At 59.7% G+C, this 25257-nt stretch carries 28 protein-coding genes; 15 read left to right on the top strand and 13 right to left on the bottom strand.

Going from position 1 to position 25257, the window contains the following annotated elements:
* Positions 1 to 139: 139 nt before the first annotated feature.
* The 3 genes from FN829_RS09860 to FN829_RS09850 form a co-directional block, all read right to left on the bottom strand.
* Positions 140 to 1297 (bottom strand): restriction endonuclease, encoded by a 1158-nt coding sequence (locus tag FN829_RS09860; RefSeq protein WP_142986796.1) that lies wholly within the window; start codon positions 1295 to 1297, stop codon positions 140 to 142.
* 67 nt (positions 1298 to 1364) lie between these two features.
* Complete coding sequence (locus FN829_RS09855) at positions 1365 to 1628, bottom strand: type II toxin-antitoxin system RelE family toxin (protein ID WP_142986795.1); 264 nt, start codon at positions 1626 to 1628, stop codon at positions 1365 to 1367.
* Positions 1625 to 1906, bottom strand: a complete 282-nt coding sequence (locus tag FN829_RS09850; RefSeq protein ID WP_142986794.1) for a ribbon-helix-helix domain-containing protein — start codon at positions 1904 to 1906, stop codon at positions 1625 to 1627. The genes FN829_RS09855 and FN829_RS09850 overlap by 4 nt, the downstream gene beginning before the upstream one ends.
* Positions 1907 to 2020: 114 nt before the next feature.
* On the opposite strand from FN829_RS09850, the gene FN829_RS09845 reads away from it, so the two are divergent.
* The 4 genes from FN829_RS09845 (at position 2021) to FN829_RS09830 (ending at position 4704) form a co-directional block, all read left to right on the top strand.
* Positions 2021 to 3055, top strand: coding sequence for a Cdc6/Cdc18 family protein (locus tag FN829_RS09845; RefSeq protein WP_142986793.1), 1035 nt, complete (start codon positions 2021 to 2023; stop codon positions 3053 to 3055).
* A gap of 112 nt (positions 3056 to 3167) precedes the next feature.
* Positions 3168 to 3407 (top strand): AbrB/MazE/SpoVT family DNA-binding domain-containing protein, encoded by a 240-nt coding sequence (locus FN829_RS09840; RefSeq protein WP_142986792.1) that lies wholly within the window; start codon positions 3168 to 3170, stop codon positions 3405 to 3407.
* Between the two features lie 188 nt (positions 3408 to 3595).
* On the top strand, positions 3596 to 3916 hold the full coding sequence (locus FN829_RS09835; protein ID WP_142986791.1) for a hypothetical protein: 321 nt from the start codon (positions 3596 to 3598) through the stop codon (positions 3914 to 3916).
* Positions 3916 to 4704, top strand: a complete 789-nt coding sequence (locus tag FN829_RS09830; protein ID WP_142986790.1) for a DNA adenine methylase — start codon at positions 3916 to 3918, stop codon at positions 4702 to 4704. The genes FN829_RS09835 and FN829_RS09830 overlap by 1 nt, the downstream gene beginning before the upstream one ends.
* Positions 4705 to 4747: 43 nt before the next feature.
* Here the strand turns inward: FN829_RS09830 and FN829_RS16170 are convergent, their stop codons facing one another.
* From FN829_RS16170 to FN829_RS09815, 3 genes are read right to left on the bottom strand one after another with little or no spacing between them, the layout of a single operon-like run.
* A complete protein-coding gene (locus FN829_RS16170; RefSeq protein ID WP_246066489.1) occupies positions 4748 to 5548 on the bottom strand; it encodes a hypothetical protein in 801 nt (266 codons plus the stop codon).
* Positions 5549 to 5556: 8 nt separating this feature from the next.
* Complete coding sequence (locus FN829_RS09820) at positions 5557 to 6564, bottom strand: response regulator (RefSeq protein WP_142986789.1); 1008 nt, start codon at positions 6562 to 6564, stop codon at positions 5557 to 5559.
* Entirely contained in the window at positions 6557 to 8992 is a 2436-nt protein-coding gene (locus FN829_RS09815) for a sensor histidine kinase (protein WP_142986788.1), read from the bottom strand. The genes FN829_RS09820 and FN829_RS09815 overlap by 8 nt, the downstream gene beginning before the upstream one ends.
* Before the next feature lie 56 nt (positions 8993 to 9048).
* Here FN829_RS09815 and FN829_RS09810 point away from each other — a divergent pair, with 56 nt between their 5' ends.
* Complete coding sequence (locus FN829_RS09810; protein ID WP_246066488.1) at positions 9049 to 9786, top strand: M48 family metallopeptidase; 738 nt, start codon at positions 9049 to 9051, stop codon at positions 9784 to 9786.
* Here FN829_RS09810 and FN829_RS09805 read toward each other — a convergent pair.
* Together FN829_RS09805 and FN829_RS09800 are read right to left on the bottom strand one after the other, a co-directional pair.
* Positions 9783 to 12137 (bottom strand): N-6 DNA methylase, encoded by a 2355-nt coding sequence (locus tag FN829_RS09805; protein WP_246066487.1) that lies wholly within the window; start codon positions 12135 to 12137, stop codon positions 9783 to 9785. The genes FN829_RS09810 and FN829_RS09805 overlap by 4 nt on opposite strands.
* 171 nt (positions 12138 to 12308) lie before the next feature.
* Complete coding sequence (locus tag FN829_RS09800; protein WP_142986787.1) at positions 12309 to 12572, bottom strand: winged helix-turn-helix domain-containing protein; 264 nt, start codon at positions 12570 to 12572, stop codon at positions 12309 to 12311.
* 239 nt (positions 12573 to 12811) lie between these two features.
* Here FN829_RS09800 and FN829_RS09795 point away from each other — a divergent pair, with 239 nt between their 5' ends.
* The 7 genes from FN829_RS09795 (at position 12812) to FN829_RS09765 (ending at position 17292) form a co-directional block, all read left to right on the top strand.
* The gene (locus tag FN829_RS09795) at positions 12812 to 12994 is read left to right on the top strand and encodes a hypothetical protein (protein WP_142986786.1); all 183 of its coding nucleotides are present in this window, start codon (positions 12812 to 12814) and stop codon (positions 12992 to 12994) included.
* A 137-nt stretch (positions 12995 to 13131) separates the two neighbouring features.
* On the top strand, positions 13132 to 13584 hold the full coding sequence (locus tag FN829_RS09790; protein ID WP_246066486.1) for a helix-turn-helix transcriptional regulator: 453 nt from the start codon (positions 13132 to 13134) through the stop codon (positions 13582 to 13584).
* The gene (locus FN829_RS16165; RefSeq protein WP_246066485.1) at positions 13581 to 14405 is read left to right on the top strand and encodes a hypothetical protein; all 825 of its coding nucleotides are present in this window, start codon (positions 13581 to 13583) and stop codon (positions 14403 to 14405) included. The genes FN829_RS09790 and FN829_RS16165 overlap by 4 nt, the downstream gene beginning before the upstream one ends.
* Positions 14402 to 14785 (top strand): hypothetical protein, encoded by a 384-nt coding sequence (locus FN829_RS09780; protein ID WP_142986785.1) that lies wholly within the window; start codon positions 14402 to 14404, stop codon positions 14783 to 14785. Before FN829_RS16165 ends, FN829_RS09780 begins: the two co-directional genes overlap by 4 nt.
* Entirely contained in the window at positions 14775 to 15314 is a 540-nt protein-coding gene (locus FN829_RS16160) for a hypothetical protein (RefSeq protein ID WP_246066484.1), read from the top strand. The genes FN829_RS09780 and FN829_RS16160 overlap by 11 nt, the downstream gene beginning before the upstream one ends.
* 77 nt (positions 15315 to 15391) lie before the next feature.
* The gene (locus FN829_RS09770) at positions 15392 to 16381 is read left to right on the top strand and encodes a tyrosine-type recombinase/integrase (protein WP_246066493.1); all 990 of its coding nucleotides are present in this window, start codon (positions 15392 to 15394) and stop codon (positions 16379 to 16381) included.
* Between the two features lie 167 nt (positions 16382 to 16548).
* Positions 16549 to 17292 carry a ThuA domain-containing protein gene (locus FN829_RS09765; protein WP_142986783.1) on the top strand — a complete coding sequence of 248 codons (744 nt, stop codon included), beginning with the start codon at positions 16549 to 16551 and terminating at the stop codon, positions 17290 to 17292.
* A 35-nt stretch (positions 17293 to 17327) separates the two neighbouring features.
* Here the strand turns inward: FN829_RS09765 and FN829_RS09760 are convergent, their stop codons facing one another.
* Positions 17328 to 17996 (bottom strand): helix-turn-helix domain-containing protein, encoded by a 669-nt coding sequence (locus tag FN829_RS09760; RefSeq protein ID WP_142986782.1) that lies wholly within the window; start codon positions 17994 to 17996, stop codon positions 17328 to 17330.
* Positions 17997 to 18080: 84 nt separating this feature from the next.
* Between FN829_RS09760 and FN829_RS09755 the strand changes: the two genes are divergently transcribed.
* Positions 18081 to 19736 carry an NADH-quinone oxidoreductase subunit D gene (locus FN829_RS09755; RefSeq protein ID WP_142986781.1) on the top strand — a complete coding sequence of 552 codons (1656 nt, stop codon included), beginning with the start codon at positions 18081 to 18083 and terminating at the stop codon, positions 19734 to 19736.
* A 225-nt stretch (positions 19737 to 19961) separates the two neighbouring features.
* Positions 19962 to 21176: a threonine synthase gene (locus FN829_RS09750; RefSeq protein WP_185955732.1), complete on the top strand. Its 1215-nt coding sequence runs from the start codon at positions 19962 to 19964 to the stop codon at positions 21174 to 21176.
* 7 nt (positions 21177 to 21183) lie between these two features.
* Here the strand turns inward: FN829_RS09750 and FN829_RS09745 are convergent, their stop codons facing one another.
* The 3 genes from FN829_RS09745 to pyrB all read right to left on the bottom strand — a co-directional run bounded on the left by FN829_RS09745 (position 21184) and on the right by pyrB (position 23730).
* Complete coding sequence (locus FN829_RS09745) at positions 21184 to 22044, bottom strand: hypothetical protein (RefSeq protein WP_142986780.1); 861 nt, start codon at positions 22042 to 22044, stop codon at positions 21184 to 21186.
* A 289-nt stretch (positions 22045 to 22333) separates the two neighbouring features.
* Entirely contained in the window at positions 22334 to 22792 is a 459-nt protein-coding gene (pyrI, locus tag FN829_RS09740; protein ID WP_142986779.1) for an aspartate carbamoyltransferase regulatory subunit, read from the bottom strand.
* The gene (gene pyrB / locus FN829_RS09735) at positions 22789 to 23730 is read right to left on the bottom strand and encodes an aspartate carbamoyltransferase (protein ID WP_142986778.1); all 942 of its coding nucleotides are present in this window, start codon (positions 23728 to 23730) and stop codon (positions 22789 to 22791) included. Before pyrB ends, pyrI begins: the two co-directional genes overlap by 4 nt.
* Positions 23731 to 23882: 152 nt before the next feature.
* Here pyrB and msrB point away from each other — a divergent pair, with 152 nt between their 5' ends.
* On the top strand, positions 23883 to 24308 hold the full coding sequence (gene msrB / locus FN829_RS09730; protein WP_142986777.1) for a peptide-methionine (R)-S-oxide reductase MsrB: 426 nt from the start codon (positions 23883 to 23885) through the stop codon (positions 24306 to 24308).
* Between the two features lie 39 nt (positions 24309 to 24347).
* On the opposite strand, the gene FN829_RS09725 is transcribed toward msrB, so the two are convergent.
* Entirely contained in the window at positions 24348 to 25085 is a 738-nt protein-coding gene (locus tag FN829_RS09725) for a sensor histidine kinase (RefSeq protein ID WP_142986776.1), read from the bottom strand.
* Positions 25086 to 25257: the final 172 nt, after the last annotated feature.

Here is a 25257-nt window from a genome sequence, read left to right as displayed (position 1 = left end):
ATCTCGTCTAAACAGCCGCCGAGGCGGGCGTTTTCGGGCATAGATCACTTTGAAAACGCACCGCCTCACCTTTCAATCCTTATCTGAACACCGCCGATACGCCTTGGCGAGTGTAATAACGTGAGAAAACGCTCAGGTACTATCCACTTACTTCCTTCTCGATATCCTCAACGACACGATCAGTGAGTGTTCGATGGTCGACGAGTTCCGTCTGAGCGAGGAGTTTCACGATATCTCCACCGGAGAACAGCCGGTTCGGATACGCGGAGAGATTCTCCTCTTGAGCCTGTTTCGTGTAGTGTGACGTCGTGAAGAACAGGCCGATCTCCCCGTCTTCGACACGCGAGGCGAGCCGGCTCAGTTCTTTGCCTGAGACGCTCGATCCTTTGTTCTTGACTTGCGCTTTGAATTCGATCCCGGTGTCGGTCGAACCCAGTGGGGCATCCGGGAGGAGGTCGATTCGCCCCTCGAGATCTACGCCACGATCGCCACTCGCCGGAGTCTGTTTTACCTGGCTGAAGTTCGGGAGGGTCTCGAGGAGGTACTGAACGAGATATTCCATCTTTTCGCCCTTCTTGGGGTCATCGAGCCGGCTTCGGATGTCGTCGAGGAGGGGCTGATAGTCGGAATCGGGGAGCTGTGCGTCCTTTGAACGGATCCGATCTTTGTAGATCGAGTATCGCTGAACGCGTCCACTGTCCACCCATTCGTCCCACGCGCCGGGACCACCGACGTCGACGCCGGTCCGTGACTTTCGATGGATCCATTCGAGGTCGACGGTGTCGGCATCGAGGATCGCGAGGTCGAAGAGGTAGTTCACGACGGTGTCGTCGCCGTCCTTGTAGCGCTCGATGCTGATCTCCGTCAGAATACAGACGCCCTGGAAGGTGACTTCCCCCGAGCGCGGTTTCTCGAAGAGGAGGACGGGCGGAGCGTCTTTACGATCGTCCTGTGCGTAGGTCTCACAGAAATCGGTCTTCACCCACCTGTTTCCGTTCGCGCTCTCCGGATCGGGGTTGTGCCGGGCTTTCGCGTCTCCCCAGTAGCGGACGATCCCCTCCTCGCGGTTGATCACGTCCTCCCACGGATTCTGCGGGCCTCCTCGCTCTTGACTGGAGACGAAGACGAGGAACTCGCGCTCTCCAGTCCTCGAGTTCACGATCGCGCGGATGCCGCCACTGTTCCGGATCCCGTTGTCGATCGGTCCATTCAGCCACGCCTGAAATTCGTCTTTTTGCGGATCCGAGGAGCTACGATACGTTTCGCCGACGACGTACTGTCCTCCATAACCCGGCATGTTTTCGCTATCGTGTCTCTTTCAGCCGACCTTGTGAAACTGAGTGATGTGACAAGTCGACTCTCTATCAGGGTGGGAGATGGCGGTCGTAGATGTTCCGACGATGACCCACCGCTTCGACACGGAGGAGGTCCTTCGATCGGTCCCACGTGATGATCGCACGGTAGTCGCCGGCGCGGAGCTTATAGTACGGGTAGTTCGTGAGCGGCTCGAGTCGGTGATCCGTCCACTCGGTCGCTTCGTCGACCTTGTTCATCACCCGATCGGCGACCTGCGGATCGAGCCCTTCGAGATGCTCGACCGCCTGCTCGGTGTACTCGACCTCTGTCATTCGTCGCCGTCGAGTCCGAGACGTTCCCGCACTTCATCCGCATCGTAGGTCTCACCGCGTTCCGCCTGTTCGCGGCTCTTCTCCAAGTCCTCGAGCGTCTCCTCCGAAAGCGTTGCCGGGGGATTCACCCAGTTTCGAAGTGCGTCACGGATCGCCTCGGATTTGCTCGAATACCCGCGGCGCTCCCACTCCTCTTCGATCTGGGTGAGGAGCTTCTCGGGAACTCGAACGTTGATCTTCTCCATCCGATCGTCACCGGAGTCCGTGTCGACGCTCATGTTCTGTGATACAGCGGTGATACACAAAAGGATTCGGGGCAGTTTGAACCCATCCGGAACCGTTCGGAACACTGGGGGTTCCGCTTATGTCCCATCGCCGTCTCGGGGTCAGACATGCTCCGTGATGGGGAGGTGTTCAGGGATGATCACCTGCCCGACCCGATCGTCGGCCGGAATCGACACATGAACGAGGTGACGGACGCGCTCGCACCGATCGAGGACGGCTTCCGCGCCGAAAACGTCTTCCTGTTCGGTCCCTCCGGCGTCGGGAAGACGACCGTCGCGAAGGCGGCCGTTCGCGAACTCCGGCGGGAGGTCCTCGAGGTCCCCTACGCCTACGTGAACTGCTGGCAAGATCATACCAGAAACAGGGTCCTCGACCAGATCGCACGCGGCTTGGTCGGCGCAACGCTCCCCAGATCCTCGTCGACGAGCCGGCTTATCGACCTGATTAAGAGCAACCTCCATGGGCCGGGCGTCGTCATCCTCGACGAGGCCGACCAGCTCCGTGGGACCGAGGTGCTCTACGACCTCCACGAGATCCGCGGGCTCTCGTGGATCGGCATCGCGAACCGCGAGATCGACCTCTTCGCCGACCTCGACGATCGGATCACCTCGCGGATCAGCGTCGCCTACCGCGTGCGGTTCGATACCTACGGCGAGGACACGATCACGGAGATCCTCTCCAGGCGGGCTCGCGACGGACTCGGTCCAGGGGCCGTCAACGATGACGTGCTCGCGCGGATCGCGCGTCTCTCCGAAGGAGACGCGCGCCAGGCGATCACGGCGCTCCGGGTCGCCGTGCGCATGGCCAGCCAGGAGGGACTCGCCGCGATCCCCGAGCGTCTCGTCGAGGATGCGGTCCGGAACGCCGAGCAAGAGGTGCGACAGAAGACGATCTCGAAGCTGAACACACACCAGCGCGCGCTCCACGAGGTCCTCGTCGAGGCGGAGGGCGGGCTCATTCAGAAGGAGTTGTACGCCCGGTACGAGGAGCGCCACGACGACCCGGTGACGCTTCGGTACCTCCGGGAGAACCACCTGCCGAAGCTGGAGCACTACAACCTGATCGAGGTCGAGTGGGACAGGGGGACGAAGCGGTACTCCCTCGTCGGCGTCGATCACTCCGAATCGACTCCCGAGCTCTGATTCGGAGACTCAGACGCAGACGGCCTGCTGAACGCGGAACACGAGGCCACGATACCGAAACGTAGCGTGGAGGTACACTACACTTATCGGCAGAGGCGCTATATTCCCGCGTATGAGCAGCGAGAGAGTTGATTCCGAGAGCAAGGTCTCGGGGAACCAAGCGAACATTCCCGCCCACATCCGTCGAGAGCTGGAGATCGACGATGGCGACAAACTCCGCTGGCAGATCGAAGACGGCAGGACCCTCCGTGTGCGGGTCGTCCAACAGCGCAGCGGGACGTTCAGCGACTTCGACGGGTACGACGGGGACCGAGAGACGAACGTCAAGAGCGACCCGTACCAACCGGAGTGACCGAGAGGCGGTCCGCATTCGGCGAGCCGAACGGGTGACTCAGCGTAGGAGTACGCCGACGTCGTCGACCATCCGGAACACCGTCCGGAACTCGGCTAACTCGGGGACGGCACGTACTTATCACCCGTCCGGAACCGATCGGAACCCTGCGGGTCAGGCTAAACCGGCACCGACGACCAGCGCTCGGTATGGCTTCGAAGCAATCGGCACACGGCAGCAGCGCTCGGACGAAGGAGTTCGACATCGACCTCGCCGCGGAGGGGAACGGCCGCCACCGAGGGCCTAATTACGTGCTCGCGGAGGTCAGCGTCGACGCGAACTCCACGCTCCGCATCGAGATCGAGGCGGCGAACCAGTACGACTGGCAGCTCGACGTGTGGTTCGTCGACGGCTCGCTGGAGGTCGGCGACGTCTTCTGTGAGGGCGACAGCGTGCCCGACGACATGGTCCCGAACTGGGTCGAGCGCGTCGCCGGCGTGGTCGGGAGACGGCTCGATGGGGGTCGGTGATGCCCGACGCCGTCTTCCCCTACCCCGGCGGGAAGAGTCGCTTCGCGTCGTGGATCCTCGAGCAGGTTCCGGCGCACGTCTGCTTCGTGGAAGTCTTCGGGGGTGCGGCCGGCGTCCTCGCGAACAAGGACCCGGACACGAGCGACGTCGAGGTGTACAACGACCGCGACGGCGACCTGGTCCAGTTCTTCGAGGTCCTCCGCGACCGCTCCGAGGAGCTGATCGAGTGGCTCGACCGGACGCCGTACTCCAGGAAGCTCCACGACGAGTGGGCGCACAAGTTCTTCCACGGCTACCGGCCGAGCGACGCGATCGAGCGCGCCGGGCAGTTCTTCTACCTGCGGTACACGCAGTGGGGCGCGAAGTACGACGGGCCGGCCGGGTTCGGGACCTCGAAGGTGTCGAGTCGGGCGCTGTCGTACGCGAACAAGGTCGACCGGCTCGACGAGTTCGCGGAGCGGTTCTCGGACGTGGTCGTCGAGAACCTCGACTGGGCCGACGTCTTCGAGAAGTACGACGGGGCGGACACGGTGTTCTACTGTGACCCGCCCTACGTCGGCTACGAGGACTACTACCTCGTGAACACGATCGACCACGGGGCGCTCGTCGACGGGCTCGCGGCGTTGGAGGGCGACTGGATCTGCTCGTACGAGGACCTGCCGGAGTGCTTCGAGGACGTGTACGTGCTCGACCGCGACGAGAAGCGATTCATCAACAGCGGGAAGCGCGGGTCGGCGAAGGACGTGAAAGAGCGGTTGGTGATGAACTTCGAGCCAAAAAGGATGTGACCCGGTTTTAGAATTTCACGGAGATTTACACAGTCACATTCATTTAATCCATCCGACCATTTGATATGAGTGAGTCAAATAGATCTGTTCGGTCGTTATTCGAAACGTGTTCAGAAATACGAGAGTAATATCGTTCCCATAACATTGATTCGGCTTCGAAAATTTGGGATTCCCAATATTCGCTACGAATGTCGCTTGGGCATTCGTATTGATCAGCAACCAACTGTAGGACGAGTATTGGATCCATCGGCGGATGGGGCAACCGTGGCTTGTCTAATGGTGTGGAACAGTAATGTATGGCGTCAGAATCGATTTCTTTCGGGAGGTTCTCTTTTTTGAAGTTCCCACCAGATTGGAGGTGTGCGATTGGTTTATCTTCCGTATCGTCATCTCCAACGTCAATGTCAAAGTGATATCGTTTGGCCACTCGAAACTTCCACTCATCACTTCCGTGGTTCCAACAGCATGGCGCGCCCGCGTGATGACCGCGGACCTCAGAATTTCGATGTGCTATGAGAGTAAGATGTAGAGAATATTCTTTGAATTGGTTTTCCTCTGCCTTGATAATACCGCCCACAACTGCGAGCCCGTCTTGAATTGCAAAGTCGCGTTTTGAGTCGTTTCTCGATAGGTAATCGGGTGTTTCTATTTGAACAATCCAATTGGGATTAATGTCTAAAGTCCAATCTTCAGGGTCTTCTTCCTCAAGTGTGGATAATGTTTTACGGAAATTTCTTTTATTGCGGGATATTTTTCCACCTCGATTTTGGAGGAAACTAAGCTGATCCACTAGATGTTCATAAAGCTCGTCGGGGTCCGGAAGGAGTTCATCGGGAGAAGGCATGTTAGGCATTATTTCAGTCGATCAGCGATACGATAGTCCTCGAATGTACCTTCGCGGGTATGGTGTATGTGACTACATCCTAGGTGAACGGGTGCATCAGCATCTTCCCCATCTCTGCCGGCAGCCAATATGTCCGGGTAGTCCTCACCACATACTTCACAGACTGATATTTTTTCTGACTCCCCCAGAACCACTTCTCCAACTGTCGTCAGTTCTCCGAGTCGAACATCTCTGTTCTTAGCAAGAGCAACAACAGCATCAATAACTTGGGTTGACCACCATCGTCTGCTCTTACGGTGTGAAAATATACCGGAATACGTTGCGTCACCGTGCTTCGTACCGTTAAGTTCGTCTGTGTATCCACTGAGAGCGTCTGGTTGGAGTCCGATCTTAGTCGCAGTCCAGTCGTCATCCCACAACGGCCCCGGTGTTTCTAAGAAACGATTACGGACCCATTCTCCAAATTCTATTATACTTCCTCCATTAATTTTTGGATCAGATTTCAGACCATCTGTATATTCCCGAGGAATAATACTCTTCAAATCCTCAATAGCAGCTTCAGGCGGATCAAGCAGTTTGATAAGTTCTTGTAATCCTTCTCCTCTTACATTTTTGATTTCAGTATATGAATCTAAATCAAGTTTGATGTTGAGGGCGCCTTCTTTTGACTGAAGCTCACTCACATCGTAGGTTTCCTCAAATTGCTCTCGTGTTGCGGTAGCTCTCAACTCTGAAACTTCACTACTAAATCCATAGAGGGGCGTTTCTGGGAGCTCTTCGCTAACCTTCCCAGCCATTGTGAGCCCTTTCCCCAGAAAGTCACCATGCTCATTTAGTTTCCAATCAATAAGTACGAGATCAACTTCTGATAAATTATCTGCCTCGTCTAACCGATCTACTGCTTCGCTGGGCCCGCTAAATTGGACAGATAGCTCAGGAGCAAAATCGCTCAATCTATCCGCATCCTTTGCTCGGTCCTCTGAATCGTCAATCCACCAAATTGTATATTCACTCATTGAGGGTCACCTCTACACAAGTGGACCAGTCATCTGAATCGACAAAACGGGCCTGACCACCATATTTTTCAGCGATGTTTCGTACAATACTTAATCCCAACCCAGTTCCTCTCCCGAGCTGTTCAGACAACTCCTCTGGCATCTCTTTGGATAGATCTTCGTATATATTGTTGACCGGATCAGAGACCAATGGTTGGAATGCTTCTTCGCGGGCGCTGTCGGGAATCCCGACTCCGTTATCGTAAACCCGAATCTGAATCCCGTCATCAGTATTCTTGCCTTCTATGTGGATCTGGTTATTTTCTCCCCCAGATGTACCGACAGCTTTGATACCATTCGTAACCAGATTAATCACGATCGAATACAGCTCTGATTTATACATTGGTGGCGTATAAAGTAGTCTTGGAATATCTGTTGAAAAATCGACATTATAGTACTCCGCAATATATTCTGTTGCTTCCAGAACGTCCTCAACGATCGTTGAGATGGCCTGCTCTTCTACATCTTTTCGATTCCCGGTTTCCATGAAGATACCAAATAGTTCCATCTGGCTTTTGAATCGATCTTCCATCTTGCGCAGATTACCGATGATATCTTCGAACTGAGCGTGTTGATCTTCGGGGACATTATTCATAACTGCCTCAATTTCGGCAGCAGTACTTCCAAGGTTATTAACCATCGAACGAAGTTCGTGTGAGAAAGAGAAGACAACCTGGTTTACGGAGAACGCAGATCGGAAGAAATCGATTTCTTGCTCTTTTTGCTCAAGTGTACTGCGGACGACTTTTGTTGCAGTTTCTACGGCTTCGTCCGATACTTGTCGGTCGTCTTCCGGAACGGTGTCAGTTGCCGTATCTGCGACACCTTCTAATAAATCTAGTGCGCTATCTACTGGCTCTTTGTCTTGTTCTTCGCTCGTTTTGTTAACCTCTGACTCATCGTCCTTGCCAGCAGAATCTTTTTGATTTTTGTCGATAGTTGTATCTCCGGCTTCGCTGGTCGATCTGCGTCCACTGTCATCGGCTGAATCGCCACCACCTTCACCGGTAGAATCACTCTCATCGTCTTGGGTTTCGTCAAGGAATTTTTCTGTCTCTTCCTCCAACTGCTTTCGTGATTTTACTGCTTTGTAATGACTCCACTGTAGAGTCATCCACTGAAGGCTCAAACGGATGATTTCTCGAAGTTCCTCGAAAACCTCATTCTCTTGGAAGTCTTCCCGATTTGAGGCCATCGTCAGGTCTGCATCCGAGCTAATCATCACTCGTCCTACCAAATTCCGATTATTTGGGCCAGCTAACAGAGCTTTGTTGAAATCTGTGTGTAAATCTAAGTTGTTACGAAGTCCCTCGAACGTTTCATCTGGGCTGCGGCCTTTATGCGTCGTTCTGTCTTGATCGATCCCAAGCCAGTCGTCATTCGGCCCACCGTATGTGAAAACACGAAATCCGCCTTTGTAAACGCGAACACCACTATGGTTATCTGAGATATCTCTTGCCCGTTTCAAACTCAGCGTCTGAGGATCCCGGTAGTGCTCTTTAGTATCAAGAGGGATATACGAGATCTCAAACTTCGTTCCAGCCAGTCCAGGTGAATTGTGAGAAAATGAATAAGATTGACTTCCAATAATATTCGCATCTAATTCTAATAACACTTTTCCATTTTTACCGATTTCCCCCTCCAAGAAACCCCAACTTGCGTTGTGAATCTGCTCAGTAAGAGTTCCTTCCCCCATGTCAAATTCTGGAGCGCGAAACGTAATCTCAAACCCAGGATCGTACTCGTAATCGGGACCACGATCCTGCTCTTCTACAACTGCCAGGGTAACCATGTTTCGACGGAGTGTATCGAAATCTCTCTTTGTCCAAGACTCTTGTAGATCTCTGAGACGAAGTGTTGTTCCGGTGGAGATGTCTGGTTCTTCTTGGCTAGTAACTTCCTCTACTGTTACCGGAAAACTAACCTCCTCAATTTGCTGATCTGCTTTATAATCCCTCCAGTCTATATTTAGTGTTGTTCGCTGGTAGACTTCGTCTTCGATTTTGGCGGTCGTTTCAATATTAAGAACATTTGCGAGACGACGGCACGCAAAACGGCCAATCCCTTTGTCTCCGGCTTTCTCACGCCCGTATTTATCTGAAACTGGATCACGTAGCTTACTGGTCGTCGCGATCCGCATAAAGTCATCTCGTACCTCCTCAAGTGTCATCCCATTCCCGTCATCAATAACTGCGATTTCACTATTCGAAGTATCTTTGGCTGTTACCTCCTCAAATTCTAGGATCACTTCTGTCGCATCTGCATCATATGAGTTTTTGACCAACTCCCCTACAGCAACATGGTTTCGCGTAACTAGATTTTCACCTAGTTCTTCGAGGAGTCGACTGTCGATAGTAAAGGTGACAGTTTCCCCATCTGAGTCAGCCATTGGCTATATCCAATATTGGTAAGGTTAAAAATACGAGGGAATTTAAGTATGCCACTGTGAGTACCGAACCCCAGTCGGTGACGCTATCAACTGGCGATACGATTCCTTATTCTATCGATCAGCGTGATGTTTTGTATCCACGGCTAACGCTCAATCCAGATGGAACACTCGCTGTCATCGTACCCCCAGAAATACCTGGACATACTGTTGTTACAAACGAACAAGAATGGATTGCCTCAAAGTATGAATCACAGCAGGACGAACTCCAATCTATTTTAGATAAATATGGGAAGATCACGGAGAATTTCACACTATGGGGAAAATCCTACGCGATACATGAGCAAACAGGTAATCATGAGGTCAAAATTGATTCTAATCGACTTGTTCTGACAGCTCCTTCTGATAATTCTACGATAGCATATTTCAAAAAGAAGGTTAAACAAGCGCTTGCTACCGCTATAAGGACCATTGCGGACCACTTCTGCCAACAACTTAATCAGAATTATGAACAGATAACAATCAGGTCACAACGGACGAAGTGGGCAAGTTGTTCGGGCCAAGACACTCTCAATTTTAATCTTAGGTGTGCGTTCCTCCCTATTACTCATCTTCGATACCTCGTAGCACACGAAGTCACACATCTTGAGGAGCCAACCCATAGTGAGAATTTCTGGGAAGCTCTTAGGCTGCTTCTATCAGAATATAAATCTATTAAGAATGAGTTACAGGGTTTCTGGTATGCAGTTCACCATAATTCTCAATGGGTGAGTTTTCTCGATACATCTCACCCCTAAGGTTCGTCCCCCCAGAGAAGGATCGGTTCTAGCACTTGATGGATTTCATCAAGTATTTGTTCATCATCTAGTTTCCGTCGACGGACTTGGCGTAGTCGCTTATACCATTTACTTAATGTCTGAATAGTATCATCGTCAAGATCTAACGGGTTTATTACGGGGACATCATTAAGCTGGTTGATTTCAACCTTTTGGAGTCCCTGATAGTCCATACTGTACTTGCTGAGGTGTTTATTCACAACGCGGCTGTTAAGATAAGCTAGGAGCGCTTGTATCTGGGTCTCTGTGTAATCGTTCTTTGGTGTAATCGTGTGAAGGTTGTTGAGGCACCGAAGTTCGGCATGGTTTCGGATGAATAGGAATCCCGTTCGGTTCATGTACTTCGCTAGGATTGGCGCTGGGGTCTGCTTCTCAACCCGATACCATGGATTTCGTTTTGAAACGAGATACCCGTCAGTCGTCTCTCCCTCTTCACCTCGATTTAGATACTTGACTATATTCTCGTCTTCAATCTCATCTTTTTCAACGATATCTCGGTCTGAATAACAATATAGTAACCAGACAGGCCGATCATTATCCAGCCACTGTTTCCAGTCGTTATATTTAAGATCAAGAAGTCGGAGCCCATGCGCTGACCGTATAATCGGCACCAAATATTCTGTAGATAGTCCAAGCTCAGATACTTCTGAGGCAGTGAGGCAGAAGTAATCATTATTTCCTGTAGCGATCCCTCTATTAATATCTGCAATCTCTTCAAATGCGGTCATCGCTTCCTGATCTAGGGTGTCACTTTCTTCGAGATAGTGTGTCCACCGCTCAGTCGGTGATAGAAGATGCTGGGAAAGCGTTGTTGACTCCTCTACCTCCGGAATCTTATCAGAATCTGTTTCAAGTAGCTCTGTCGCATCGATTTTACTTGGCCACTGTTTCAGGCTCAGAATACTCGTTGTAGTCTCTTCACCAGGATTCCCCTTTTCGAGGAGCAATAGTGCCGGACGGATTTTGATACCATTGAAAACGTCGATCTCGTCCTCTAGTTGGATAACTCCACGAATACGGAACTCTTGAAGAAGGAACCGTTTCAGGTCACGTCCGAACTCCGTATCTAGGAATTTGGATGGCACAATAGCGGCTAGCCGGCCACCCTGATCTAGGAATTGTGTGGCGTGGGCGAGAAAATAGCCATATAGCGGTGTTCGAGAGGATAACTCATAGCCAGATTCCGCTGCAATAATACTATTGAATCGTTCTTTTTGCTCGTCTTCAACAGCCTGATGCCGGGAATATGGTGGATTCGCGATGACACCGTCAACTGTTGTTGTCTGGTAGCTATCATTTGCGAACGATCGAGGAGTATATTCGATGAAATCCGTATGGCTGAGTTCTGCACTTCCTTCTCCGTCTACCAGTTTTAATGTTACCGCAGCCATCGAGACTGCAGTTTCATCAATATCCACACCAGTGATATCCGCGATCGGTTCTGTTGCCCCCATCCTTATTTTCTGTTTCAAAACCTGCGAAGCAAGTTGCCCAGCACCTATTCCTGGATCGAGGACCGTGTCTTCGGGGCTTTTGACGACCCAAGAAGCTAGGAACTGACCAATATATTTCGGTGTCGCAAACTGGCCAAGATCACGTCGAGCATTTTGTGATACGAGTGATTCATAGATCTCTGCTAGGCCAGTTGCTGGGTCATTATACGATTTGATTGGTCGGTGTAGAGCAAAGAGTACGCGGTCAACCCACGTTGGAACAGGTGAGATGATCTCATCAACTGCAGTCGTTTCAAAGCCGGAATCACTAGTGGCTTGCAGTGCCTCAGCAAACTGTGTTCGCCATGCGCTGTCCAGTGTGAGCGGAGAGAGATAACCCTTATACTCAGGTCGATGAAGTTGGTACAGAAGACTTCGAAGCAAACGCCGATATACCGCAATTCGGTACGCGTATTCTGGCCTTGATACCTCCTCGGGAAGACTGCGATCTTCTAGCCAGCCAACGACATCATCTGAAAAGACAGGTGTGTCACACTCTGACTCAACACGAGCGGCAAGTTCAGCCACAACCTCTGTAATCACCTCAACAAACTCTTCCTCATCCGGAGGGCCCTCTGCGATCGTGTCTCCACTGTTGCTGAGCTCCCAAATGTGATTTCTTCCTTCTTTTTGCCTTGTTACCATTCCCAATTCAGCTAGGCGGAGAAGACGTCGCCGCGTTGTCGAGTAACTACACGACAAGTGGGTATTGAGTTCCTTTGTCGAAAGCTTCCCTTCATGACCGAGGAGAACCAGGGCGCGTGCAGACGTGTGCGTAGTTACGCACATGTCATTCTGGAACCCCTCGGATTTTGCCATACGGCACTCCAATACACGGTAGGTCTTGGGGTTTATGGAAGACAATAATTCCGAGTATAGTATTGTGCATTGTAATCTGAGATCTCCACCGACGTGAGGTGGAACTTCTTTCGAGAATTTCTGGAATGCGACCGTCAGCTAGCATCTGTATCTACGCTGCGTGCTTTTCCATCAGTCCTCATTCGCTTCAATCTCGCTGGCGTCAATCTCGCCCGCAAGGTACTCCCGACCAAGATCGGTGATCTCGTAATAGCCACGTTTTGGCTTCTCTACGAGCCCGTAGTCAGTAAGATCGGAAAGTCGTCGGCTGACGTGGGTCCGAGATTTGTCGATGTTCTCGGCGATCACTGCCGGCGTGAATCGAAATCCACTTTCAAGGACTTCGAGGATGCGGTCGTCAGTTGGCATTTGCATCCAGTCCGCCGGCTTTCGCATGACCGGCAGTGCTCAGAACAGTTCCATAGTCGTGTTGGTACGATATTCTGTAGCCACTTATACGTAGCATAGATGTAACTGATTAGTAGAAGATTTTAATACCCCCGAACCCACAGGCTACGCTCACGGACCCACTCGGTCGTCGTCGACGTCGACGACGCGCCGTGCCTGAGAAGGACGCGGGCCGCGCTGCGCCAACAGCCGGCCCGTGTGGGGTTCCGTGCCGCAACACGAAACCCATGCAAGTCGATACGACGCGGGGGCTTGAAACTCCCGTCCGAGACGCGGCATCGATCCTGACTGACGAATACCCGGCGGCGCTCGCGACGCTGGTGCGGGCCGACCGCGCGAGCCACGACGTCGCCCAGACGACGCTCCGCGAGTTCCGCGGCGAGGTCGATCTCTACCCCGACGACCGATGATCGACCCGACCGACCACCCATCCGGAACACCGTTCGGAACAGCCGAAACCCCGGCACTGCGCCGGGGTCGAGACCGACCGGAACCGTTCGGAACCGGGCGAGTCAGGCTAAACCGCGCGTCGGGGCGACCCCGACGTATGCCCACGACCCACGGCGCGACCGGCATCGCGCGCGACAACCGACCGATGACTGCTGACGACACTCCCATGAGCGACGCACACACCCAGCCGACGACCGAGACGAACCGCGACGAGACCGCCCGCGACGGGACCACCCGCGACGGCCCCACCTGGTACGACCTGCTCGGCTTCCAGCGCGACCTCCTCCTGGTCGCCGCCGAGGTCGAGGGCGACGAACTCCCGAAGGGCCTGACGCTGAAACGCCGGCTCGACGACCGGTACTCCGGCGAGATCAACCACGGCCGGCTCTACACCAACCTGAACGACCTCGAGGACGAGGGCCTGATCGAGAGTGAGCGGTTCGACGGCCGCACCAACGCCTACCGCGTCACCGACCGCGGCCGCGAGCTGCTCGCGACGGCCCGCGACGCGCTTGACACCGCCCTCGAAACGGGAGGTGAGGACGCGTGAGCCCCACCGTCGAGGTCGAAGTGCGCCGGAACCGCCACGGCTCGGTGCTCGCGTACGCCGACCGGGACCGCGCCGCCCGGCTCCTCGAGGACCACCGCGCCGTGATCCAGTCGCTCTACGACCTGGTCGACCGCCGGCACGGGTCGGACGGCGAGATCGTGGCCCGGCTCGCGATCCGCGAGGACGAGCGCGTCGTCGACGAACTCGAGCTCTGCGACCGATTCCGGCGCGATCTGGATCCGAACCGCGCGATCGCGCTCGTCGAGGACCTCCGCTACCACGCCGGCGAACGCGAACTCGTGACCGACGGCGGCGAAGACATCCCGAACGCGGAGCGAGTGCTGTTCGACGCGATCGAGGAGTACTACGACGACTCCCGGTGCGGCGCTCCGGTAAGCGATGTGGTTCAGGAGATGCTGACCGAACCCTACATCGACGTGGCTGAAGTCGGTCGCGTGCTACAGGATCGCTACTTCGACGGGACCATTTACCAGCCGTCGGAGACGACGGTGGCTCGCGTGGCGGCCGACGGCGGAGAGCCCACGAGCGACACACTCCATCTCTCGTCCGAGAACGGCCTCTGGATCCCGATGGAACTTCGGTCTTTCACCGGACAGGTCGTGTTTCGGACTCCTCGGGCGACGATCCAGCACTTCCAGTCGGGCGGTGGGTCGCTCGATGCCTATTACCCGATGATCGATTCGTCGCACTTCGGGAACGCCGACGAACTCTCGTCACCACAAAATCCGAAACTCGCACCGAACCAGGTCTCGATCAAGCCGCAAGGAGAGAACGCTCGCGTCTTCGAGGTGGACCAATGAGCCACCGAGCGACGTGCCCCGAGTGCTCGTGGCACGGCGACGCGAAGACGCTGAACGGGGCCGCCCGTGACGCCGGTGATCACCGTGGCGAGACCGGCCACCAAGCGAAGGTCGAGCACGTTCTCATCCCCGACGGCGGCGAGGAAGTCGAAAGCGAACCCGATCACGGTCTGTTTTGGGCGGGTGCGCCGCTCACCGTGAACTCCGAGCTGTTCCACATCTATCGCGAGGAAACGGGACGATCACTTTGCGGGAAGTACCGGCACGGGAAGATGAACGAAACGACGCCCGTCGAGGAAGGCGACACGTGGAAAGACGGGCGCGACTGTAAGGCCTGTTCGCGGAAGGCCGACCCCGTGGAGGTCGACGATGGCGAGTGATCGATCCGGAAACGAGATCGATCGCCCGACTCTGTCCGGGGCAGCGGTCGATTCGGCGGCCTACACCGCGCGCGTCGTTACGACATCTCTCGTTCTCAACCAGGTCCATCCCGATGGAGTCGTGAACGACGATTATCCGTACGTCGGGTTCTGGGCGCATCTGACCTCCTCTTTGGAGGCTCGATGGAGGATCTCCAAGAAGGAACACCGAGAGAGTCCCGAGCCCTACGATCAGGAGGACGCCACAGGTCAGACCCGACTGGTCACTGACGGCGGTCGCGACCGCGACGACGATCTCGCCCGCATCGCGGACGCCCTCGAGCTACAGAACGCGCTCCTCCTCCAGCTGATCCAGGACCGAGAGCGCGACCGAACTCGGAACCATCCCGATCCGGACCACACGGGACGGTCGGACCACGCGACGGCGACCGACGTCGTCGACGCCTACGGCGACCTCTACGGCGGGAGCATCGGCTGGGAGTTCGATCCGGTGAGCGACCAGGTGGAGAACATGGGGGACTCGCGGTGAGCAGCACCGCATCCCCGTCGGACCCGTCCGACCTCTCCCCGCGGCAGGCCCGCGACCGGTTCCTCGAGAAGCGGTCGATGGAGAACTCCGCGAAGACGATCCGGAGCTACGACAACCGTCTCACGCGCTGGGTCAACTGGTGTGAGGAACGGGGCGTCGAACGCGTCGGCGACCTCTCCGGCTGGCTCTTCGACGAGTACGAGCGCCACCTCCGCGCCGAGGGGAACGCCCCGGCGACCGTGAAGGGGAAGATGACCGCCGTCTCGCAGGTGATCCAGTACCTCGCGACGATCGAGGCCGTCGACGAGGACCTCCCGGACAAGGTCCACGTCCCGAAGCTCACCCGGTCACAGGAGACGAGCGACACCATGCTCGACACCGAGGACGCGAAGAAGCTCCTCGAGTTCTACCGAAACAGCCCCGCACACTTCGGCACCCCGCCGCACGCGGTCCTCGAGGTGTTCTGGAACACGGGCTGCCGGCTCGGCGCTGTCGTCGGCCTCGACCTCAGCGATTACGACCCCGAGAACGGCTACCTCGATTTCAACCACCGGCCAGAGTCGGGAACCCCGCTCAAGAACAACGAGCAGGGCGAGCGCGTCGTGCGCATCTCGGATCCGGTCGTCGACGCCCTCGACACGTACGTCGCTCGCGAGCGGTCGGACAAGCGCGACGACTACGGTCGCGAGCCGCTGTTCTCGGGCCGGCAGGGCCGCGTCACGGACACGACGATCCGTTCGTGGACGTATCAGGGGACACAGCCGTGTCTCTACATGGAATGCCCACACGGGCGACGTCGGCCGCGCTGTACGTTCACGCAGCGAACCCACGCCTCGAAGTGCCCCTCCTCGCGAGCGCCCCACCACATCCGGACGGGGTCGCTCACGTGGCACTGCGACCGCGGGCTCCCGATCGAGGTGATCAGCGAGCGCGTCGACGCGGACCCGGACACGATCAAGCGCTACTACGACAAGGCGGACCGTCACCGGAAAATGGCAGAACGGCGAGAGGAGTACACCGCGGACCTGGATATTGCCGGGATCGGCGAGGACGAGGACGATTCATGACAACGCCACCGAACGCGGCCGTCTCAGCGTACCGACATAGGGCTAATCGCGAGTTTGGTTCGTCCCTCCGGCCCCATTCCTTGCCGCCGCGAGCGGCAGTTCCGTCGACCCGAGAACGCGCGTCTCGAGATACGAGCCTACAAGTCGGTCCGGCCGGGAAACCATCCATGGCACGCGTCACGGTCTGGAACGAGTTCCGCCACGAGCGCGAGAGCGACGACGTCGCCGAGGTTTATCCTGACGGGATCCACGCAGTGCTCGCCGAGGTGTTCGAGGCGGCCGGCCACGAGGTCCAAACCGCCACCCTCGACGAGGAACCGGATCACGGGCTCACGGAGGACGTCCTCGACGACACCGACGTGCTCACGTGGTGGGGTCACGCCGCCCACGACGAGGTCCGCGACGAGGTGGTCGACCGCGTTCACGAGCGCGTCCTCGACGGAATGGGGCTGCTCGTGCTTCACTCCGCGCACTACTCGAAGATCTTCAAGCGGCTGATGGGAACCAGTTGCTCGCTCAAGTGGCGCGAGGCGGCCGAGACGGAGCGGCTGTGGACGGTCGAGCCCGGCCACCCGATCGCCGACGGGATCGGCGAGTACGTCGAACTGGAGGAGACGGAGATGTACGGCGAGCGGTTCGACGTCCCGCAGCCCGATTCGCTCGTGTTCACCTCCTGGTTCGCGGGCGGTGAGGTGTTCCGCTCCGGCTGCTGTTACCGGCGCGGGAACGGCCGGGTGTTCTACTTCCGGCCGGGCCACGAGACGTACCCGATCTACTACGACGACGACGTCCGGCGGGTGCTCCGGAATGCGGTCGAGTGGGCGGCTCCGGACGACGGGCCGACGCCCGAGTTCGGGAACGCCGACCCGATCGAGGAGATCGACACGAGCGACGACCGGACGGTCCACTGACGACGCCGGACCGACGGGCCCCGTCGATCGAGCACTCACGACACCTCGCGCAACTCCATGAACGCGGCCATCACCGCCGACTCGGCCTTCCGCAGGTGTTCGGAGGCAGTGCTCGGCGCGGCGTCGATCCGCTCGGCCACCTCCTCCACGGTGGCCTCCCGGGGCGACTCGTAGTACCCGCTCTCGACGGCGGCCGCGAGCGCGTCGAACTGCCGGTCGGTCAGATCGGGATCGAAGACCGCCTGTCGCCAGTCGTACTCCCCCACTCGGAGCACCGTCGTCTCGATCGGGTCGGGAAGGTCCGCGAGCGCCTTCCGAAGCGGACCGCCGTTGCCGACCATCGTCAGGCGGGCGACGCCGTCCGGGCGAAAGTCGATGGGCGGGACGACCACGACGCCGGTCCGCTGGAGCGGATCGAAGGTCGCGTCGTCGACCTCGTCGCGTCGCTGTGTCAGAAGGACGTAGGAGCCCGTCTCGTCGATTCGCGTGACCTGGAACTCCCGGATCCGGTCGACCCCCCGGAGCGCCTCGGTGTACACGTCGATGTCTCCCTCGACGTAGAACAGGAAAGTGTCCTCGGGCTCGTCGAACACCGTTCCGTGAACGAGAACGTCGCGCTCGACGGCGTCGGACTCATCGACGAGCCGATGCATCGGGTGCATGAGTTCTCGAGGATACCGAAGCTCGACCCGGAGGTACTTCACGCCGAGCAGTGTCGACCGAATGTATATAAATGCCCGTTCTCATCCGGCAGAAGCTCCGGGTACACCGGACGCGTCGTTCCACGCATGTCGATCGACGCGGCGAGCGAGGCGGTCGGAGCCGACCCGGAGCCGGACCCGTTCTCGACGATCGAGGAGCTGATCGTCGGACGCGAGACGCATCTGAACGCACCCGCGGTCCGAATTCGACCGGACGCGGTTCAGGAGACCCTCTCGACGCTCAAAGAGCGGGCCGGCTACGACCACTTGGCCTGCGTGACCGCCCAGGAGTACGAGAACCGGTACGAGACGATCTACCACCTCCGTTCGTTCGACGACCCGACGCGAGAGGTCAGCGTCGTCGTACCGGCCGATAAAGCGGATCCGACCTCGGAGTCGGGCGAGGCGGTCTTCCGCACGGCGGACTGGCACGAGCGGGAGGCGTACGACCTGATCGGGATCGAGTACGACGACCACCCCGACCTGCGGCGGATCCTCCTCCCCGAGACGTGGCAGGGTCATCCCCTCTCGATGGACTACGACGAGGATCGTCCGCAGATCGTCACGCTCTCCGAGAACGAGCCCGTCGAGCCGGGGTCGTCGACGGCGACCGGGAGCGACACCATGCTCCTCAACGTCGGGCCGCACCACCCGGCGACCCACGGCGTCCTCCACCTCCAGGTCACACTCGACGGGGAGGACGTACTCGACGTGGAGCCGGACATTGGCTACATCCATCGCTGTGAGGAGCAGATGGCCCAGTCGGGCACGTACCGCCACCAGATCATGCCGTACCCCGACCGCTGGGACTGGGGCGGCGGCGGACTGCTCAACGAGTGGGCGTACGCGCGTGCCGCAGAGGACCTCGCGGACATCGAGGTTCCCGAGTACGCGCAGGTGGTCCGGACGATGAGCGCGGAGTTCAGCCGGATCCTCTCGCACATGCTGGCGATGGGGGCGTACGCGCTCGACGTGATCGGCGACTTCACCGCGACGTTCATGTACGCCATCCAGGAGCGCGAGCGCGTCCAGGAGATCCTCGAGGACCTGACGGGCCAGCGGCTGATGTTCAACTACTTCCGACTCGGCGGCGTCGTCTGGGACCTGCCGGAGCCCCGCGAGGCGTTCTTCTCGGAGATCCGCGAGTACCTCGACGGGCTTCCGCGGCGACTGGAGGAGTACCACGACCTGCTCACCCGCAACGAGATCCTCCAGTTGCGGACGATCGACACGGGAGTCCTCCCGCCGGAGGTCGCGAAGAACTACGGCTGTACCGGGCCGGTCCTTCGAGGGTCGGGCGTCGACTACGACCTGCGTCGCGACGACCCGTACGGCTACTACGACGAACTCGACTGGGACGTGGTGACCGAGGACGGCTGTGACAACTACTCGCGACTGTTGGTCCGAATGGGCGAAGTCGAGGAGTCCGCGAGGATCATCGAGCAGTGTATCGACTTACTCGAAGAGTGGCCCGAGGAGGAGCGCGACATCCAGGCCAACGTCCCGCGGACGCTGCGGCCCGACGACGACACCGAGATCTACCGCGCGGTCGAGGCCGCCAAGGGCGAGCTCGGCATCTACATCCGATCTGACGGGACCGACGAACCGGCCCGATTCAAGATCCGCGGCCCCTCCTTCTCGAACCTTCAGGCGCTCCCCGAGATGGCCAACGGCGAGGCGATACCGGACCTGATCGCCTCGCTGGGAAGCCTGGACACGATCATGGGCGAGGTCGATCGGTGAGGTGACGGGCCGCCCTCGGCGAGCCGTCGGCTGGCGGTTGTAGGGCGACCGCCGCTACGGTGTGGACGTTGAAAGGTGACCGCCCCGCGCGAACGCGAGACGACCAGCGGTGTCACACACCGGCGGCCGGTCACTTGCCTCTCGTCCGTGCCCACTGATAAACCCTCGTTCACGTGTCAAGGAGAGAGAGGAAACGCATACCTCATCGGCGATTCCACGGTCACCATGTCCGTCATCGAGACCTGTTACCGCTGTGGAACGCGGTACGACGACGAGTTTCGCGTCCGGTGTGACTGCGGGGAGCCGCTCTGGATCGACGCGGAGCCGACGACCGCCGCGTGGGACGAACGCCGCGACCGACTCGGGATGTGGCGGTACGAGTCGCTGTTACCGATCGATCGGCCGGCCGGCGTCGCGCGGGCCGCGGGGGGCACGCCGCTCGTCAGAACCTCCGGCCTCGACGACGTCGCCGGCGGTCGGGTCTTCGTCAAGGACGAGGGGGAGAATCCGACCGGATCGTACAAGGACCGCGGGAGCGCCGTGGCGGTCCCCCACGCGATCGATGCCGGCGACGACGTCGTCGGCACGGTCTCGTACGGGAACATGGCGATAAGCACCGCCGCCCACGCGACGAGCCTCGACCGGGAGTGTATCGTGTTCGTCCCCGAGGACATCTCGCGGGTACGACTGGAGCTCATCGCCCAGTACGAGCCGACCATCATCCGGGTCGGTGGCGAGTACGGCGCACTGTACGAGGACGCGCTCGAACTGTCCGACTGGCTCCCGATCGCCGCGCTCGTGAGCGACGATCCGGCCCGCATCAGCGGGTACAAGACGGCGCTGTTCGAGATCTGCGAGGAGTTCGCCCCCGAAACGCCCGACGTGATCGCGCTGCCGGCGAGCTCCGGCGGCTTCGCTTCGGGGATCTGGCTCGGGATTTGCGACCTCGAGCGCGCGGGCGTGATCGACGAGCCGCCGCGCCTGTATCTCGTCCAGACCGCCGCTTCCGACCCGATAACGCGAGCGTTCGAGGACGGATCGACGGACCCGACGCCCCTCTCGCCCGACGAGACCGGCGAGACGATCGCCCACTCGATCGGCAACCCGGACCCGCCGAGCGGCGCTCGCGCGCTCGCCGCGGTCCGCGACACGGGCGGCGCGGTCGTCTCGGTCAGCGACGACGAGATACGCGCCGCGCAGCGTCAGTTCGCCGTCGAGGGCGGCTTCTGCGTCGAACCGGCGTCCGCGACGACGCTGGCGGGCGTCTCGCGTCTCGCGGATCGGGGAGAAGTCTCCGCCGAGGAGTCGGTCGTTCTCGTCCCGACCGGCACGGGCTTCAAGGAGCTGGGGACCGGCGGAACCGACGTCGAGACCGAGACGGTCCACAGGACCGGCCTCGCGGACCGGCTCGAGTCGCTGCTTCCGCGGCGCGCCGACTGATCGCGATCTACTCCGGCCGGTGGACCTTCCCCTCGCGGCCGTCGGCGTCCTTCCGGCGGAGCGCGGCGGCCGCGTTGTTGGCGTCGTAGCCGAAGAACACGTCCTTCGCGTACGTCTCCGCCACTTCGGCGGCGTGGATCAGCTCGTCGACGTCGACGTCGACGGCGTAGAGTTCGGCCGAGACGGGCGTCTCCGGCGGCGCGCCGTGGAGGTCGTAGTCGCCGCCGAGCCGCGAGCGAAACCCGCGGAGGATCGACTCCAGCCAGTAGGTGGTCGCGTACTCGGTGTCGTACAGCGGGACGACGAACTCGTCGACGTGCGCCGTCAGGGCGTCGACGTCGAGCCCGGAGCGCGCGCGGAGATGTCCCGGATACGGGTCGGGGTACAGCGTGAGCAGGGTCCGACCGGGGATCCGGTCGGCGGCCTCGGCGACGAACTCCGTGATGACGTCGGCGCGCCAGTCGGCCCGCTCCTCGCGGTCGCTCTCGGCGAACAGCCGCTCACAGCGGTCACACCGGCAGAACCCCTCCCGCGGGAACCCCACGTCGTCGAGGCGGACGTCGTCGCTCTCGGCGGCGCAGTCCTCGATTATCTCGAGCAGCCCCTCGCGGTACTCCGGGTGGGTCGGGCAGACGTACGCCCAGTCGAAGTACTCGCGGTCGCGGGTTGCCGGCTCGCCGCGGTCGTCGACCGGAACGAGCTCCGGGTTCTCGCTCGCGGCCGCGTTGTCGCCGAAACACGACACCATGTTCACGGCGTTCGGGAGGGGCGCGGCCGCCCGCCCCGTGACGTCCTTTACCTCGTAGAACCCGAGGTCGAACGGCTCCATCTCGACCTCGTCGGCGTTCCGCGTGACGACCCCGTACATGCGCGTCGCTACGCGGGTGACGGGTAAAAGCGGCGGGCTTGCGCCCGAGCGATCGCGCGTTCGCGGCGATGCCCCTGTGGAGGCCGCGGCGACGCCTCCGTGAGTCCCTTACTCCACTTCGACCGGCTGTTTATCGCCGGAGAGGAGGACGTACGCGAGGACTACGAGTGACAGTACGACGACGAGTTTCGCTTTCGTTCCCATGCCCGTACGGTCGACCGGCGGGCGTTAAAAACTACCGACGATCGGCCGCGCGTGGACGAGCGATCAGCGGACCATCGGACGTGAACTACACGTCGATGTGGTCGGCGATGTCCGACCGCAGGACCGTCGAGCAGTAGTCACAGCGGACGCCGTCGGCGACGACCTCGAACCGGGTCTCGACCGGCTCGTCGGCGTTGGTGATACAGTTCCGATTCGGACACGAGAGCACGCCCGCGACGCGGTCGGGACGAGTCACGCGGTTCTTCTCGACGACCTCGAACTCCCGGACGATGTTTATCGTCGCCTCCGGCGCGATGAGCGAGAGGACGTCGACCTCCGACTGGGAGAGCTCGCGACCCTCCACCTTGACGAGGTCCTTCCGACCGAGCCGGTCGGAGGGGACGTTCATTCCGACGGAGACGCCGAGCCCCTCGGAGCCGTCGATGCCGAGGATCGCGAGGACGTTGAGCGCCTGACCCCCCTCGACGTGGTCGATCACGGTGCCGTCGCGGATCTTCGAGACGCGCAGCTCGTGGTCGCTCATCGGTCCACCTCCATCCCCTCGTCCGCCTCCGCGTTCTCCAGTAAGGTGTCGAGAAGCGCCATCCGGACCGGGATCCCGTTGTGCGCCTGTTCGAAGTAGCGGGCGTGGTCGGTGTCGTCGACGTCGGGGGCGATCTCGTCGACGCGGGGCAGCGGGTGCATGACGGTGAGGTCGTCGGGGGCGGCCTCGAGCGTGTCGGCGTCGATCCGGTACTCGCCGGCGACGCGGTGGTACTCGTTCTCGTCGGGGAACCGCTCCTTCTGGATTCGGGTGACGTACAGCACGTCGAGTTCGGGGAGGACCGCCTCCAGGTCGTCGTGTTCGCGCACCTGTGCGCCGGTCTCGTGGAGGTCGAACCGGACCGACCGGGGCAGCCGAAGCGACTCTGGACTGATGAAGTGCTGACGGGCGTCGAAGTTGGTCAGCGCGGTCGCGAGCGAGTGGACCGTCCGTCCGTACTTCAGATCGCCCATGATACCGACGGTGAGGTCGTCGAGACCGTGATTCTCCCGGATCGTGTGGAGGTCGAGTAGGGTCTGGGAGGGGTGTTGGCCCGCGCCGTCGCCGGCGTTGATCACGGGGACGTCGACGAACTCCGCGGCCAGCGTCGCCGCGCCCTCGCTCGGGTGTCGCAACACGATGGAGTCGGCGTACCCCTCGATGACGCGGACGGTGTCCGCGAGCGACTCCCCTTTCGAGACCGACGAGGAGTCGACGTCGCCCATGTCGATCGTGTCGATCCCGAGCCGCTTCGCGGCGGAGTCGAAGCTCATCCGCGTGCGGGTGCTCGGTTCGAAGAAACAGAGCGCGAGCATCGTCCCCGCGTGCCGGTCCGCGTACGCTTCGGGGTCGGCGGCGACCTCGCGAGCCCGATCGAGCACCGCCTCGATGTCATCCCGCGAGAGCTGGGTCGCGGTGATGAGGTGGTCCTGACGCATCGTCGGAGAAGGCGTTCGGCAGTATCTTGAATCCCTCGGGTCACGGAGACGGATGGGTACCCACGGTCGTGGATCGGTAACGGGCAGAGCGTTTCGAGATCCGCAACGCCCCCGCCACAACCGCCTTACCGACGCGGCCCCTACTCCCGCTCATGAGCGACACGGACGCGACGTCGATCGACGCGGACGACCTCGAGAGCCTGACCGACGAGGAGTGGCGCGATCGGCTCTCCGAGGAGGAGTACCGCGTGCTCCGGGAGAGTGGAACCGAGGCGCGCTTCTCGGGCGAGTACGTCGATCACCTCCCCGAGGACGGCGAGTACCGCTGTGCGGCCTGCGGCGAGGTCCTCTTCGATGCCGAGACGAAGTACGAGTCCGGCTGCGGCTGGCCCGCCTTCTACGCCGCCGAGGCGGACTCGGTGACGACGACGCTCGACACGAGTCACGGGATGCGTCGAACCGAGGTTCGGTGTGCCTCGTGTGACTCACACCTCGGACACGTCTTCGACGACGGGCCGGAGCCGACCGGCAAGCGGTTCTGTATCAACTCCGTCGCGATGGAGTACGACGAGGAGTGACAGACGCGGTCGGACCCGCGATCGACGGATCCACGCCGGTCACGTCGCGATCCGGAGTCCGACGACGAAGACCGCCCCCTTCGGCTCGTTGTCCTCGACCCGAACCGTCCCGCCGTAGCTCTCGACGAGCGACCGGACGAGGTACAGCCCGATCCCCGCGCCCGGACTGTCGAGCCCCTTCTCGCCCTTCCCGAATATCTCCTCGCGCTGGTTCTCCGAGATCCCCGGCCCGTTGTCGGCGATGCGCACCTCGACGACGTCGTCGCCGCCGGCGGCGTTGCCGTCGCCGTCGCGCGCGACGATGGCGGATACCTCCACCTTCGGCGGCGTCTCGTCGTTGTGTTGGACCGCGTTCCGCAGGAGGTTGCGGAAGACGGAGCTCAACATCTCGTCCGCGACGACCTCCGCGTTCGGGAACGATCCCTCGACGGTGAACACCGCGGACGAGTACGCCGAGCGGACCTCCTCGATCTGTTGAGAGAGGATCCGGTCGAGGGGGACGCCGTCGGTCTCCACCTCGTCTCGAAGCATGACCTGTGCGAGGTCCCGTACCGTGGTGGTCAGATCGACCGCGCTCTGCGTGTTCTCCCTGATGATCTCGAGGTACTCCGCTCCGTCCTCGTCGACGTGCCCCTCGAGGAGCTCCGCGTACGCACCGATCAGCTGGAGATCGTTGCGGATGTCGTGACGCATTACCTGGTTCAACAGCCTGAGGTCGTCCCACTGCCGTTTGAGCCGTCCCTCGGCGTCCGTGTCGCCGTCCGCGTCATCGCCCATGGTAACGCCGTAGGTCGGCCGGTAGTTCTGTACGTCGATCCGAGCCCAACGAGCCGGAAGCGGCGTCCGACGACCCGCCTCACGTCTCGCCGTCGCGATCCGTCGTTTATCCGTCCGACCCGAACTGTTCGGTCACCCGCACCACGCCACGGGAATCTCCGCGGAGGGTATC

The organism is Halorubrum cibi (assembly GCF_900182635.1).
GTDB lineage: Archaea > Halobacteriota > Halobacteria > Halobacteriales > Haloferacaceae > Halorubrum > Halorubrum cibi.
Note: the sequence above shows the minus strand (reverse complement) of the source record. Positions and strands in the feature narration are given on the sequence as shown.